This window comes from Pseudonocardia sp. Cha107L01 (genome assembly GCF_052566575.1).
Genome location: NZ_CP199579.1, coordinates 6,477,835 through 6,491,183, shown reverse-complemented (window position 1 = coordinate 6,491,183; position 13,349 = coordinate 6,477,835). Strand labels below are relative to the sequence as shown.

Annotated in this window: 14 protein-coding genes and 1 pseudogene; 8 read left to right on the top strand and 7 right to left on the bottom strand. The window is 68.7% G+C overall.

The features are described from left to right. The first annotated feature begins 93 nt into the window (after positions 1-93). From ACTXG6_RS30530 to ACTXG6_RS30505, 6 genes and pseudogenes are all read left to right on the top strand, one after another. Positions 94-1,032: an ABC transporter substrate-binding protein gene (locus tag ACTXG6_RS30530; RefSeq protein ID WP_445182859.1), complete on the top strand. Its 939-nt coding sequence runs from the start codon at positions 94-96 to the stop codon at positions 1,030-1,032. Next, positions 1,032-1,655: pseudogene (locus ACTXG6_RS30525) on the top strand (amino acid ABC transporter permease); the annotation flags it as partial. The gene ACTXG6_RS30530 and the pseudogene ACTXG6_RS30525, both read left to right, overlap by 1 nt. 105 nt (positions 1,656-1,760) lie before the next feature. Further along, positions 1,761-2,543, top strand: a complete 783-nt coding sequence (locus tag ACTXG6_RS30520) for an amino acid ABC transporter ATP-binding protein (RefSeq protein ID WP_445190139.1) — start codon at positions 1,761-1,763, stop codon at positions 2,541-2,543. A gap of 3 nt (positions 2,544-2,546) precedes the next feature. Next, positions 2,547-2,969: a RidA family protein gene (locus ACTXG6_RS30515; protein WP_445182858.1), complete on the top strand. Its 423-nt coding sequence runs from the start codon at positions 2,547-2,549 to the stop codon at positions 2,967-2,969. Next, positions 2,966-4,045, top strand: a complete 1,080-nt coding sequence (locus tag ACTXG6_RS30510) for an acetamidase/formamidase family protein (RefSeq protein ID WP_445182857.1) — start codon at positions 2,966-2,968, stop codon at positions 4,043-4,045. Before ACTXG6_RS30515 ends, ACTXG6_RS30510 begins: the two co-directional genes overlap by 4 nt. Before the next feature lie 58 nt (positions 4,046-4,103). Beyond that, positions 4,104-5,405, top strand: coding sequence for an NtaA/DmoA family FMN-dependent monooxygenase (locus ACTXG6_RS30505; protein WP_445182856.1), 1,302 nt, complete (start codon positions 4,104-4,106; stop codon positions 5,403-5,405). A gap of 85 nt (positions 5,406-5,490) precedes the next feature. Here the strand turns inward: ACTXG6_RS30505 and ACTXG6_RS30500 are convergent, their stop codons facing one another. The 4 genes from ACTXG6_RS30500 to ACTXG6_RS30485 form a co-directional block, all read right to left on the bottom strand. Then, positions 5,491-5,823, bottom strand: coding sequence for a DMT family transporter (locus ACTXG6_RS30500; RefSeq protein WP_445182855.1), 333 nt, complete (start codon positions 5,821-5,823; stop codon positions 5,491-5,493). A gap of 65 nt (positions 5,824-5,888) precedes the next feature. Then, positions 5,889-6,152, bottom strand: coding sequence for a hypothetical protein (locus ACTXG6_RS30495; RefSeq protein ID WP_445182854.1), 264 nt, complete (start codon positions 6,150-6,152; stop codon positions 5,889-5,891). A gap of 393 nt (positions 6,153-6,545) precedes the next feature. After that, complete coding sequence (locus ACTXG6_RS30490) at positions 6,546-6,803, bottom strand: ribbon-helix-helix protein, CopG family (protein ID WP_445182853.1); 258 nt, start codon at positions 6,801-6,803, stop codon at positions 6,546-6,548. A gap of 202 nt (positions 6,804-7,005) precedes the next feature. Further along, on the bottom strand, positions 7,006-7,524 hold the full coding sequence (locus tag ACTXG6_RS30485; RefSeq protein ID WP_445182852.1) for a TetR/AcrR family transcriptional regulator: 519 nt from the start codon (positions 7,522-7,524) through the stop codon (positions 7,006-7,008). Between the two features lie 444 nt (positions 7,525-7,968). On the opposite strand from ACTXG6_RS30485, the gene ACTXG6_RS30480 reads away from it, so the two are divergent. After that, entirely contained in the window at positions 7,969-9,102 is a 1,134-nt protein-coding gene (locus ACTXG6_RS30480) for an anion permease (RefSeq protein ID WP_445182851.1), read from the top strand. A 48-nt stretch (positions 9,103-9,150) separates the two neighbouring features. Next, positions 9,151-10,464, top strand: a complete 1,314-nt coding sequence (locus tag ACTXG6_RS30475) for a CHAD domain-containing protein (protein ID WP_445182850.1) — start codon at positions 9,151-9,153, stop codon at positions 10,462-10,464. Positions 10,465-10,492: 28 nt separating this feature from the next. On the opposite strand, the gene msrA is transcribed toward ACTXG6_RS30475, so the two are convergent. The 3 genes from msrA to ACTXG6_RS30460 all read right to left on the bottom strand — a co-directional run bounded on the left by msrA (position 10,493) and on the right by ACTXG6_RS30460 (position 13,281). Beyond that, complete coding sequence (gene msrA, locus ACTXG6_RS30470; protein WP_445182849.1) at positions 10,493-11,014, bottom strand: peptide-methionine (S)-S-oxide reductase MsrA; 522 nt, start codon at positions 11,012-11,014, stop codon at positions 10,493-10,495. Between the two features lie 151 nt (positions 11,015-11,165). Then, positions 11,166-11,702: a methylated-DNA--[protein]-cysteine S-methyltransferase gene (locus ACTXG6_RS30465; protein ID WP_445182848.1), complete on the bottom strand. Its 537-nt coding sequence runs from the start codon at positions 11,700-11,702 to the stop codon at positions 11,166-11,168. Between the two features lie 109 nt (positions 11,703-11,811). Next, positions 11,812-13,281, bottom strand: coding sequence for an AlkA N-terminal domain-containing protein (locus ACTXG6_RS30460; protein ID WP_445182847.1), 1,470 nt, complete (start codon positions 13,279-13,281; stop codon positions 11,812-11,814). Between the last annotated feature and the right edge of the window lie 68 nt (positions 13,282-13,349).

Sequence of the window (13,349 nt, the reverse complement as noted above, 5' to 3'; positions counted from 1 at the left end):
TACAACGGGAATCTCGGCGCTAATGCTGATTAGCCTCAACTTGGTCCGACCAACGGACTATCGTGCCCCCGCCGCCTGAAGGAACTCCGTGCCATGCGCATAAGGCAGCTCCGCCCCGTCCTCGCGACGCTCGCTTCGACCGTCGCGGCCGCCGTCCTGCTCACCGCTTGCGGCTCGTCCGACAGCACCACCCCCGCCGACAGCACCGCCCCCGCCGGTGCCGCGCCGTATGCCTCGCTGGCCGCTTCCCCCGCCTGCGCCCAGCTTCGCGGCCAGCACCCCGATCTGGCCGGCAAGAAGATGACCAACGCCATCAACCCGCACACCCCCGGGTACGAGTCGATCTCGGTTTCCGACCCGAACCGGTACGAGGGCTTCGACATCGACCTCGGCGAGGCGATCGGTGCCTGTCTTGGTTTCACCGTCAGCTATCTGCCGGTGTCCTTCGAGACATTGCTGCCGACCCTGCGCAGCGGCCAGGCCAACTTCGTCATCTCCGACATCTACGCCACCAGGGAACGCGCCGCCTCGGCCGACTTCATCACCTACTCCAAGGTCTTCGACGGCGTGCTGGTGGCGAAGGGGAACCCGAAGAAGCTGACCGGGATCGACGACTCGCTGTGCGGCACGACCACCGCGCTGAACAAGGGTTTCGTTGAGGTTCCGCTGGTGGCAGCGCAGAGCGCGAAGTGCACGGCCGAGGGCAAACCGGCCGCGCAGGCCTCGCTGTTCGACAACAACGCGGACTGCGTCCAGGCGATCCTGGCGGGCCGGGCCGACTCCTACATCAACGACGTCAACACGGTGACCCGGTTCGTCAAGGACCAGCCTGACCAGTTGGACCGGGCCACCGCGGTCACGCTGCCGTACTCGATCGGGATCGGCGTCCCGAAGGACAACACCGCCATCCGCGCGGCCTTCACCGGCGCCCTGACCGAGGTCCAGCGCAGCGGGCTGCAGGCGACGCTGTCGAAGAAGTGGCAGCTGGACGAGTCCGCGATCGAGTCGCCGTCACTGGTCACCGCCAGCTGATGGGCAGCTTCCTGCACTACCTGTCGATGCCGTACCTGCTCCAGGGCATCATGGTCACGCTGCAGGCGTCCGCGCTGGGCTTTTTCGGTGGCTTCCTGGCCGGCACCCTGTTGGCCGGCATGGCGTTGAGCCGCAACCGGATGATCGCCGGGGCGGCGCGGACCTACAGCGTGATCTTCCGGGGCACGCCGCTCGTGCTCCAGCTGGTGTTCGTATTCACCGCGCTGCCGCACGCCGGCATCGTGCTGAGTCCGATCCTCGCCGCGGGCGTGGCCTTGGCCGCCAACGAGGCCACCTTCTTCGCCGAGATCCTGCGTTCCTCGGTGCGCGGGGTGGACCGGGGACAGACAGACGCGGCCCGCGCGCTCGGGTTGCGGCCGAGACGGGTGCTGGCGCACATCGTCGGGCCGCAGGCCGGCCGCGCGGCCATCCCGGCCATCGGCGGCGAGGCCGTCTCCACCCTGAAGAACTCCGCGCTGGCCTCGATCATCGCGGTACCGGAGCTGACCTTGCGCAGCAACCAGCTCGCCTCGGCCACCTTCGACTACTTCAGCATCTTCTTCGCTTCCGGGGTGATGTACCTGCTGCTCACCGGCGCGATCGCCGGGGTGCAGCTGATGGTCGAGCGAGCCGTGGACCTGGACCGGCTCAAGCACGGCGGCGCCGCCGAACCGGTTGACGCCGCTCCCGACCCCGGTGGGGTACCCGGCGTGCCGCCGCCGGCGCCCATCCGGCCGACCCGGGTGGCACTCACGGTCACCGGGGCGTGCAAGGCCTTCGGCGAACAGCAGGTGCTGCGCGGCGTGGACCTGGAACTGCACGAGGGCGAGGTCGTCGCGCTGCTCGGTCCCAGTGGCTCGGGCAAGAGCACGCTGCTGCGGCTGATCAACCACCTGGAGACGCTGGACGCGGGGACCGTCTCGTTCGACGGTCTGCGGGTCGGCTACTCGGACAGCGGCGGTCCGCTGGCCGAGCGGGTCACCGCCCAGCAACGGGTGGACGCCGGCGTCGGCATGGTTTTCCAGCACTTCAACCTGTTCGCCCATCTGACCGCGCGGGAGAACGTGGCCGCGTCGCCCCGCTGGGTGCAGGGGGTGCCGAGGGAGCAGGCGTTGCGCGAAGCCGACCGACTGCTGGGCAGGGTCGGGCTCGCGGCCAGGGCGCATGCGTTGCCCCGCCACCTCTCCGGCGGTCAGCGGCAGCGGGTCGGTATCGCCAGGGCGCTCGCCGGCCGCCCCCGGGTTCTGCTGCTCGACGAACCGACCTCGGCGCTGGATCCGGAACTGGTGCAGGAGGTACTGGAGGTCATCCGTTCGCTCGCCGTGGACGAGGGACTCACGATGTTGATCGCCACCCATCAGCTGCGGTTCGCCAGGGAGGTCGCGGACCGGGTGGTCTTCATGGCCGACGGCGTGATCCTCGAACACGGGCCGGCCGCCCAGGTCCTGGACAACCCCCGAAACCCGGTCGCGGCGCGGTTCCTGCGCGCGGTGCACACCATGGAGGTCTGAGGCGTGAACGCGGTACGGGAGTCACACAGCTTCACCCCCGAGCAGGGTGTACCGCCGGCGGTCGCGCCGTTCTCCCACGTCACCAGGTGGGGCACCCTGCTGTTCGTCACCGGACAGATGCCCACCGACCCGGCCACCGGCCGACTCGTGGCCGGCGGCCTGCTCGAACAGGCCGAACAGGTCAGGGCCAACCTGCTGGCCTGCCTGCGCCCGTTCGGCGCGGACCTGGACGACGCCCTGATGGTGCGGGTCTACCTCACCGACTTCACCGAGTTCGAGTCGTTCAACGAGCGCTACCGGACCTGGTTCACCGCACCACTACCCAGTCGCACCTGCGTCGGCACCACCGCTCTCGCGGTCGGCGCGGACATCGAGATCGACCTGGTCGTAGGCCTGACCGACACCCGAGGAGGAGACTCCGCATGAGCCTGACCGTGCTGCAACCCGGAGAGGGCGCCATCACCGGCCAGCACCTGCTGACCTCGACACCGGAAACGGTGCGGTGGGGCTGGCTGCCCAATGCTGCCGCGACTCCCTGTCTGACCGTCAACTCCGGGGACACCGTCACCATCGACACGCTCAGCCACGAGGGCATCCTGGACGATCAGGGCCGCGACCCGGTGGGCTTCCTCGGTGGCTACGGGATCAAGGCCGCCGAGGTGACCCGGGATGCGAAGGAGATCGCCGCCAGCGCCATCCCGAACGGCACCGACGACGGACCGCACGTGGTCACCGGACCGATTGCGGTGGCAGGTGCGCGGCCGGGCGACGTCCTGAAGATCGATGTGCTCGAACTGCTGCCCCGCACGCCCTATGGCTTCGTGAGCAGTCGACACGGCTATGGCGCGCTGCCCGGTGAGCTGCCCGAGGGCCCCTCCAACGTGTGGCAGTTCTGCGAGGTCGGCTTCGACGGCGGCCGGATGGTGAGCTGGATGGCCGCAGCCGACGGTCGCCGGGCGTGTTTCCCGTTGGACCCGTTCCTGGGCCTGATGGGGGTGGCGCCGGCAACGTCCGACCCGGTGCACTCGGTGGCGCCGGGTGACTTCGGCGGCAACATCGACATCAAGTGGGCGCAGGTCGGCACCGCGCTGTATCTACCGGTGTCCGTGGACGGGGCACTGTTCTACACCGGTGACCCGCACTACGCGCAGGGCAACGGTGAGGTGGCGCTGACCGCACTGGAGGCCTCGTTGCGTGCCACCGTGCGGCTCAGCGTGTTGTCCGGGCCGCGGGTGGCCGCCGCGGTGGGGACTCTGCGCACCCCGGTCGTCGAGACGGCCAGCCACTGGATCCCGACCGGGCTGGACGTGAGCCTGGACGAGGCCATGCGCAACTGCGTGCGCAACGCCATCACCTTCCTGGTGGAGCGGTTCGGCTTCGACCGGTCCACCGCAATGGCCTATCTGTCGGCTGCCGGCGACTTCGAGGTGAGCCAGGTGGTGGATGCGGTCAAGGGGGTGCACTGCATGATCAGGAAGTCTGACTTCGCCCAATGGGTCTGACGCCCGGGCAGCAATGAAATTCGGTCGGAACAATACATAGATTGGTTGCGTACCCACCTTGTCGAACAAGCAGTTCCACCTGGCTTGGTTTCTGAACTTCGTGACCGACGACTGGCACGGGACCTGGGGCAACGGCGGCCGGGACTGGTCCGGCGACTTCTACGTGGAAATGGCGCGCGACCTCGAACGCGCGTGCTTCGACTACGTGATCATCGAGGACAAGCTGATGGTGTCCACCGCTTACGGCGGAACCATGGAGGCCGACCTGAAGTATGCGGTGACCCCCAAGCATGACCCGGTTCCGCTCGCTGTGCTGATGGCGCAGGCCACCAGTCGGCTGGGTGTGGTGCCCACCATGTCCACGAGTTTCTACCCGCCATTCCTGCTGGCCCGACTCTGCGCCACGATCGACCATCTCGCCCGAGGTCGATTCGGCTGGAACATCGTCACCTCGGCGGAGGACCGGGCCGCGCAGAACTTCGGTATGGACAAGCTCTACGAGCACGACGAGCGGTACGCGATGGCGACCGAGTACGTTGATCTGGTCCGCCAGTTGTGGGACTCCTGGGAGCCGGACGCCGTGGTACGGGACCAGGAGAGCGGTACCTACGCCGACCACACCAAGGTGCACACGGTCGACTTCGTCGGCAAGTACTACAAGTCCCGGGGCCCGCTGAACACCGCGCGCCCGCCCCAGGGCCACCCGGTGCTGTGCCAGGCCGGCGCCTCGCCGCCCGGCCGGGAGTTCGCCGCGCGGTACGCCGACACCATCATCGCCACCGCGAACACCCCGATCCAGATGAAGGCCTACCGTGAGGACATCCGGGCCAAGCTGGCCGCGCACGGCCGCGGTCCGGACGACTGCAAGGTTCTGTTCCTGATCTCGCCGATCGTGGCCGACACGGTCGAGGAGGCGCGGGCCAAGAAACTGCGTTGGATGTCGGACCCGCTGTACATCCAATTGGTATTGGTCACCATGTCCTCCATCACCGAGATCGACTTCAGCCGGTTCGATCTCGATCAGCCGCTGCCGGCAGTGACAACCAATGGGGAACGTGGCTTTCTCGAGGCCTTCGTGCGTCGGGCGGAAGGCAAGACGCTGCGTCAGGCAATCGTCGACGATGGTATGAGCGACGCCGGCGAGTTCGTCGGAACACCCGATACAGTGGCTGACCGGATGGCCGAGATGATGGACGAGGTCGGCGGAGACGGATTTCTCATCACCACCCCGGAGAAGAAGCTGAACCGGCGCTATGTCACCGAGATAACCGACGGGCTCATACCGGCCCTGCAACGTCGCGGAGTTGTCCGGACCTCCTATACGCACGAACATTTCCGGGACAACCTTCTTGACTTCTAACGCGGCGGGCGAGCCGTCAGCATCACCGCGGTGAGTGTGACAACGATGCCGATGAGACCGGCGGCGTAGAGCCACGGCGCGCCGGTCAGCTTCCCGCTCGGGAGCCCCGGACGGTCAGCTCAACCAACAGCGTGACGGCGAGGGTGAGTGCGGCGACGGCGAAGTTGACCAACGTGGCCGGCCACGGCGACCCCGCGGCCGCGCCGACCCTGCCGTTCAGCGCGGACTGGATCGCGACCGCGACGGCGCGACGTAGACCAGCGCGCCACCGACCCGGGAAGGGGGCCCCAGCCCACGCCGACCGGACGGCAGCGTCGGCACGAGCGCCAGCAGCACCGCCATACCGGCCGTTGTCGAGGCCAACGAGGCCGCCAGCAGTTCGCGACCCGGGCCTGATCTCGTCGTCGAGAGCGCTCACTTACGCGGATTCTGACCCGCCCGACCCCGCATCACAAGATCGGCCCTGGAGGTGAGACCGAGGCGTCAGCGCACCCAGAGCAGGCGCTCCTTGAGGGCCTCGAGCTCATTCGCGGTCAGGATCCCCAGCGAGCGGAGTTCGACCATCAGGACGTAGGCGTAGGTGCGGCGGATCTCGTCGAGCCCGTTGAACACGCCGTCGAGCTGCCCTTCGATGAAGGTCGGGTCGTCACTGACCGCGGTACCAGTGTCGCTCGTATCCGGTGAATTGCCGATAGTACTCAAAGCGACTCTGATGCGCTCAGCCGCCTCGCGACGCAGTTCGTCCACGGAATGCCTTCGCTCGCTAGGGTGAAACTCGGGCCATCACGGCCGCTGTTGGATATTTTTACCGCGCCCCGGCCCGAATGGGCGGCAACGTCGCGGGCGTGTCCGCATATTCGACAGATTTGATTGATTCGACGGCGCCGAGCGAGCCGGTGAACTGATGCATGGCACCACGGCCCGGTGACCACTGTTTACGCAGATTGGCTCACTAAGAGTGACTTCGCCGACTTGCGTCCACTCGCGGGTCACCAGTCAGGGCGGCGGAATATGGTGGGCACACCGCTGCGGATCACGAACCGTCGATAACACCCGCACGTCGGCCGCGCGGTTCGCGGCTGTGCCTCACGGCCCGAGGTGGTGTCCGCGGTCGCCGGGGCAAATTGTGGGCTTCGCGGCTCACGGAAGCGGGTCTGCCGGCGGCTCCACCTGCTCATTTCCCGTGGTGCGGTGGGGGAGGTCCCGCTCGTCGGGATCGGCTGGTCCCGACCCCGCGGCCCGGTGGGACAACCGGTCGTCGCGGGCCAGTCGCGCGGCGACCGCCCCTTCGACGTACTCGGACACGCTCGCCGCTCCGAGTTCGGCAGCCGCGGCCTTCACGCCCTCCAGTACATCTGGGTCGAGCGTGATGGTTACCCGTTCCTTCTTGCCGCTCATGCTGGCAGCGTAACGCGCTCATGCTTGCCGTTGATGGCGCGGAGGCCGCGGCGGCACGCGGCGGAGGTCCAGTCGCGCACCGAGGCAAATCGTGTGGGAATTGATTCCGCAGGTGGAGAGTGCATTTGCGAGCTAACCTGCTGAACGACGTTCGGCGCATTCGACCGGTTGGCAGTCGGCCTACGGTGTGCGGGGCGGCGAGTTAGTTTCGGCCAATTCCCCTGAGCAGGGTGTCGACGGCGACGTCCGCGGCGCGGGCCGGGTCGTGGTCGCGGAACTGCCGAGCGAGCAGGGTGATGAGCTGTTGCAGTAGGGCGACGGCCATGCCGTCGGACAGGTCGGACCGGATGAGCCCCTCGTCGATGGCCCGCTGGAGGAAGCTGGCAATCTGCTCACGCTGATTGAGCAGTCGTCGGTAGGACTCGGGGTCGGAGTGCATCTCGTCCGGGTCGAACGGGTACCGGCGAACCACCGGGATGATGCCTTCGACGAACCGGTGCAGAGCCACGGCGACCGGTGCGCTGTCCAGTCTGGCGTCCTCGAGCACCGCGTCGATCGCATCGAGCTTGGTGTCGAACACGGCGTCGCGCAGGGCTTCGCGGTGCGCGAAGCGGCGGTAGATCGTGCGCCGGTCGACCCCGGCCTCGGCCGCGATGGTGGCGATGGTTGTGCGGGGGTCCTCGGCCAGGAGCCGTGCCCCCGTGCGGAGGACCGCGTCCATATTTCGTTCAGCATCTGCTCGCATGGCGTTCATCGTACGCTGTGAGACAGTTCGGACTGTTTGAGTCACATCACAGTTCCCTCTTGGTGATGAACAGACACAGCGCAGTGGTCGTTAGGGATCGGAAGTGTCACGCTGAGGACATCGGTGCTGCCGTCGCCGTGGACCCGCTGGACGCGGCCGTGGCTCATAGATATTCCCATGTGATGCTTTTGGCGGCTTGAGTCACACTTCAGAGTCCACTGGGTATCTAAGAGCTACAGTCTTGTGATGGTTACCGAACGAGTTGTCACGGCACTGGAGCGCGCAGCTTCCGCCGCCGCGGCGGCTCACCGGGCGCCGCCGGTGATCTCCGCAAGCCGCAACCACGTCCTCACCAGGGGCAGCCAGGAAACGGCCTCGAGTTACGCCGGACCTGGATGGTCAGGTTCCTGGAGGGGCGATATGTCTGTCATCGTGGTCGCGGTCGTGCTGACCGCGCTGCTGTTCGACTTCACCAACGGCTTCCACGACACGGCGAACGCGATGGCGACCTCGATCGCCACCGGGGCGCTGCGGCCCAGGGCCGCGGTTCTGCTGGCCGGAGCGCTGAACCTGATCGGGGCCTTCCTGTCTGTGCAGGTGGCCAAGACGATCTCCAGCGGCCTGGTCAACGAAGCGAAGATCACCCCAGTGGTGATCTTCGGTGGGTTGATCGGGGCAATTCTCTGGAACCTGCTGACCTGGCTGTTCAGCCTGCCCTCGAGCTCCTCACACGCACTGTTCGGTGGGTTGATCGGGGCGACCTGGGTGTTCGCCGGGCCGGGAGCGGTCAACTTCTCCACCGTGGTGAGCAAGGTGCTGTTGCCACTGGTGCTGTCCCCGATCGTGGCCGGGGCCGTCGCGCTGACGGCCACCTACCTGCTCTACAAGTTCACCGCGCACCGTGAGCAGCGCGGTGTCACCAAGTTCTTCCGGGTCGCGCAGGTCCTTTCGGCCTCGGCATTGGCGTTGGCCCACGGCACCAACGACGCGCAGAAGACCATGGGTGTGATCACCCTGACGCTGATCACCGTGGGGCTTCTGCCGGTGACCGCCGGCCCGCCGTTGTGGGTGATCGCCAGCTGTGGGTTGGTCATCGCGGCGGGCACCGCCCTCGGCGGGTGGCGGATCATCCAGACCTTGGGCAGGCGGATCAGCAACATCCAGAGCCCGCAGGGGTTCGTGGCCGAGACCAGCAGCACAGCGGTGATCCTGACCTCGACCCACCTGGGCTTCCCGCTCTCGACCACCCAGGTGGCCACCGGGTCCATCTTCGGCGCCGGGATCGGGCGTCGCGTGGGCACCGTCCAGTGGGGCACGGCCGCGAAGATGGCGCTGGCCTGGCTGTTCACCCTGCCCGCGGCCGCGGTTCTCGGCGCGTTGGCGGCCCGGGTCGCCGCGACCGGGACCACCGGCACAGCCTTCGTCGCCGCCGTCGCCGCGACCGTGGCCCTGGGGATCTTCGGGCTGTCCCGGCGTCGGCCCGTGACCGCGGAGAACGTCAACGAACTGCCGGCTCCGGCGCGGGTGCCCGCTGTGGCTGAGCAGGCCGCCTGAAATGCACGAGAAGACGACGCACATCGAGGACACCGGGGGAGCCCTGCGATGACAACCGGCACAGATCAGCGGAGCACGACCTATTACGACACCTCGCGGCTGCACTCGCCCGTTGCCGACGGCACCGCGCGAGGCACCGGGGACGACGACGAAGGCTGGCATCTGATGACGCCCACCGTCACCGCCACTGACCGCTCCGACGAGGTCCGAGTGGCACTCGAGGCCGCGCGGGAGCAACCGGATGAGCTGAGCTCGCTGCTTCGGGCTTACACGCAGGGTGCGAAGTCGGACCCGGTGTCCGACGCCACCCGGTCCGAGCTGGAGCACCTGCTCGCTCCCAGGCACGACCGTGCGCGCCGCCCGGGATACGGCGCTGGCCCGGCGCGGGCGGGAGACGTCGTGGTCGCGGCGTTGCGCGCACAGGTCCGCCAGCTCCGCGCCCAGGAGCCCCGGGTACGCCAGGAGCTGCCCGAGGCGGTGACCCGGATGCGGGTGGCCACCCGGCAGCTGCGGTCGGTCCTGCACGGCTTCTCCCGGATCCTGGACGCCGAGCAGACCCAACCGGTCGCCGACGAGCTGAAATGGCTCGGCGCGCAGCTGGCCGAGGAACACGACACCGAGGTCATGATCGAACGGTTCACCCAGGTCATCCGCGGCCTGCCGGAGCACCTGATCATGGGCCCGTTGGCCAGCGACCTCGAACGCTCCCTGGGACGTTTGGTCGAACAGGGCGAGCAGACCATCATGGCCGCCCTGGACAGCGACCGGTACGTGGCCCTGCAGCACTCACTCGACGCACTGCTCGAGCACCCGCCGCTCACCCGCAAGGCCGAGCGGCCGGCGCAGACCGAACTGCCCAAGGCCGTGGCCAAGGCATTCCGCAAACTCGACCAACAACTCGACGAGTTCACCGCCCTGCCCGCCGGCCCGGACCGCGACAACGCACTGCACGAGGCACGCAAGGTCGGCAAACGGGTCCGGTACATGACCGAGGTCGCCGCCCCGGTCATCGGGTCGCCGGCGCGGCGCCTGCGCAAGCAGACCAAGAAGCTCCAGGACCTGCTCGGCGACTACCAGGACGCCGTCGTCGCCCGCCCCGTGCTGCGCCAACTCGCCGCCGCCGCCCACGACGAAGGACACAACGCGTTCACCTACGGCGTGCTCTACGCCCTCGAGCACGCCCGCATGGAACGGGTTCTCTGCAAGCTGCCCTCCCGGCTGGACCGCCTGCACGAGGACCGGACCCTCGCCTGGCTGCACCTGGACCCGACCGGGACGAAGGGTGCGGTACGCAGCGTTCGGCCCGGCCAGGCAGCGGCACGGCCCTGTTCGCCAGTCTCAGCGATGGTGAGTGTGAGCTGATCGCGGGCGGGGGCCAGGCCGCCCCTCACTAGATGCTGGTCTTCTCCTGCCGGCGCGGGAGCTTCCAGTTGGGCCGGATGAAGTGGCAGGTGTAGCCGTTGGGGTAGTTGAGCAGGTAGTCCTGGTGTTCCGGCTCAGCTTCCCAGAACGGTCCGGCCGCGGTGACCTCGGTGACCACCTTGCCGGGCCAGAGACCGGCGGCGTCCACGTCCTTGATGGTGTCCTCGGCGACCTGCTTCTGCTCGTCGCTCGTGTAGAAGATGGCTGACCGGTAGCTCATCCCCACGTCGTTGCCCTGGCGGTTCTTCGTCGAGGGGTCGTGGATCTGGAAGAAGAACTCGAGCAGGTCCCGGTAGGAGATCTGCTCAGGGTCGAAGAGGATCTCGATGGCCTCGGCGTGGGTTCCGTGGTTCCGGTAGGTCGCGTTGGGCACCTCGCCGCCGGTGTAGCCGACCCGGGTCGAGAGCACACCGGGCTGCTTGCGGATGAGGTCCTGGACGCCCCAGAAGCAGCCGCCCGCAAGGATCGCCTTCTCAGTGGTTCCGGTCATTGTTTGCTCCTTCGCTTTGCCCTCGAACAACGCTCGGTGGGCGCCCTGACGTTCCCGTCCGAGGTCGCACCGTCCCTCTCGCCGTTGCCGATCGCCAGTGTATCGACCCCGAGGTCGTGGCCTCGCCGGCAAAAACGGGCGGCCTCGCCAACTACGCGGGTAGCACCGCCATCGGCCGGGGAGCCGCCGTGTCAGCTCCGTTGAGCAGGTCCGCGCCGCGCTCGAAGTCGAGCAGGTGACGCTTGCGGCCGAGCCCGCCGCCGTAACCCGTGAGGTTGCCGCCGGTGCCGATCACCCGGTGGCACGGCACGATGATGCTGATCGGGTTCTTCCCGTTGGCCAGCCCGACCGCCCTGATCGCGGTGGGCCGCCCGATCTGTTCGGCGAGCCCTCGGTAGGACACCGTCTCGCCGTACGGGATCTCCCGCAGGGCGTTCCAGACCGAGCGCTGGAACGGGGTACCGCCCATCGCGAGCGGCAGGTCGAACTCGGTGCGCCGGCCGGCGAAGTACTCCTCGAGCTGGGCGAGCGCCACCCGCAGCGGCGCAGGGTCCGGCTCGCCGAACGTCTCGACCGGCGGCAGGTGCCGTTGGTTGTCCATGTAGAGGCCGGCGAGCTCGCCGTCCTCGGCGACCAGGGTGAGCGGCCCGATGGGGCTGTCCACGACTGTGTGTACCCGGACGTGCACGTCATCTCCTTGAGTTGCGGGGATTGAGTTGCTCTCACAGCTTGGGACGCGCGCTGATGGCCGGCGGCTCCACTGGATCATGGTCGAATCGCCGAGCGGTCGGCGGTGGTCAGTCGGGGAGCCGGTTGACGGCGTGGTCGCCGGTCGACCAGAGATACTGCACCGCGTAGGCCCGCCACGGGCTCCACACCGCGGACCGCGCGGTCAGCCCGGCGGGGGTGGTGGGCAGGCCCAGGCTCTCGGCGGCGCGTCGAATGCCCAGGTCGGTGGGGATGAACGCGTCCGGATCGCCCAGTGCGCGCATCGCGATCGTCTCGATGGTCCACGGCCCGAAGCCGGGCAGCGCGGCCAGCTCGCCGCGCGCCCGCTGCCAGTCGCTGCCCACGCTCAGGTCGAGTTCCCCACCGGTCAGCGCCGCGATCAGTGAGGTGAGCGTGGCCCGGCGGGACCTGGGCATGGCCAGCTGCTCGGGGTCCAGCGAGGCGAGCGTGGCCGGGTCGGGGAACAGATGGGTGAGCCCGCCGGCGGGGTCGGCAACCGGCTCGCCGTGTGCGGTGACCAGCCGGGCGGCCAGGGTGCGCGCGGCCGAGGTCGACACCTGCTGGCCGAGCACCGCGCGCACCGCGAACTCGACCGGGTCGACCGTGCGCGGCACCCGCCGGCCGACGTCCTTGTTCACCACCGGCGCGAGCACCGGGTCGGCGCGCAGCAGGTCGTCGACAGCCACCGGGTCGGCGTCCAGGTCCAGCAGCCAGCGGCACCGGCTGATCGCCGTGGACAGGTCCCGCAGGTTGGTGAGGGTGAGCCGGCAGTCGACGTAGTCCGGCAGCGGCCGCAGCGCCACGATCCCGTGACCGTGCGGCAGCCGCAGGGTGCGCCGGTACGCCCCGTCGCGCCACTCCTCGACGCCGGGCACCGCGGTGGCGACCAGGTGCCCGAACAGGTTGTCCGGGCAGAACGGCTGGCGGAACGGCAGACGCAGGACGAGGGTGCCAGGCGTGGTCGCCGGGTGCCCGCGCGCGGCGCGGGTACGCACCTCGGTCGGGGTGCGGTGGAAGACCTCCCGCACGGTCTCGTTGAACGAGCGGACACTGGCGAAACCGGCGGCGAAGGCGACATCGCCCATCGGCACCGAGCTGGTTTCGAGGAGCACCCGCGCGGTCTGCGCCCGTTGCGCGCGGGCCAGCGCCAGCGGCCCGGCGCCGAGCTCGGCGAGCAACTGCCGTTGGAGCTGTCGCGTGCTGTAGCCCAGGCGGGTGGACACCCCGGCGACACCCTCCCGGTCGACCACACCGTCGGCGATCAGCCGCATCGCCCTGGCGACCACGTCAGCGCGCTCGTTCCACAGCGGTGAGCCCGGGCTGGCATCCGGCCGGCACCGCTTGCACGCCCGGAACCCGGCCTGCTGAGCGGCCGCCGCACTCGGGTAGAAGCGCATGTTCTCCGGCTTGGGCGGCACCACCGGGCAGCTCGGGCGGCAGTAGATCCCGGTGGTCAGCACGGCGGTGAAGAACCAGCCGTCGAACCGGGCGTCCTTGGACTGGACAGCCCGGACACAGTGTTCTACGTCTTCGTGCATGCGCTCCAGCATCGTCGCTGCACGGCGGTTCGGCTGGCGGAAATGCGACACCACCCGAACGGTGTGCC

What these genes read in the sequence shown, in the direction of transcription:
- ACTXG6_RS30530 (WP_445182859.1), top strand. Translation starts at nt 94, where the DNA reads ATGCGCATAAGGCAGCTCCGCCCCGTCCTCGCGACGCTCGCTTCGACC.
- ACTXG6_RS30510 (WP_445182857.1), top strand. Translation starts at nt 2,966, where the DNA reads ATGAGCCTGACCGTGCTGCAACCCGGAGAGGGCGCCATCACCGGCCAG.
- ACTXG6_RS30490 (WP_445182853.1), bottom strand. Translation starts at nt 6,803, where the DNA reads ATGAGCGGCAAGAAGGAACGGGTAACCATCACGCTCGACCCAGATGTA.
- ACTXG6_RS30485 (WP_445182852.1), bottom strand. Translation starts at nt 7,524, where the DNA reads ATGGACGCGGTCCTCCGCACGGGGGCACGGCTCCTGGCCGAGGACCCC.
- ACTXG6_RS30480 (WP_445182851.1), top strand. Translation starts at nt 7,969, where the DNA reads ATGTCTGTCATCGTGGTCGCGGTCGTGCTGACCGCGCTGCTGTTCGAC.
- ACTXG6_RS30475 (WP_445182850.1), top strand. Translation starts at nt 9,151, where the DNA reads ATGACAACCGGCACAGATCAGCGGAGCACGACCTATTACGACACCTCG.
- msrA (WP_445182849.1), bottom strand. Translation starts at nt 11,014, where the DNA reads ATGACCGGAACCACTGAGAAGGCGATCCTTGCGGGCGGCTGCTTCTGG.
- ACTXG6_RS30460 (WP_445182847.1), bottom strand. Translation starts at nt 13,281, where the DNA reads ATGCACGAAGACGTAGAACACTGTGTCCGGGCTGTCCAGTCCAAGGAC.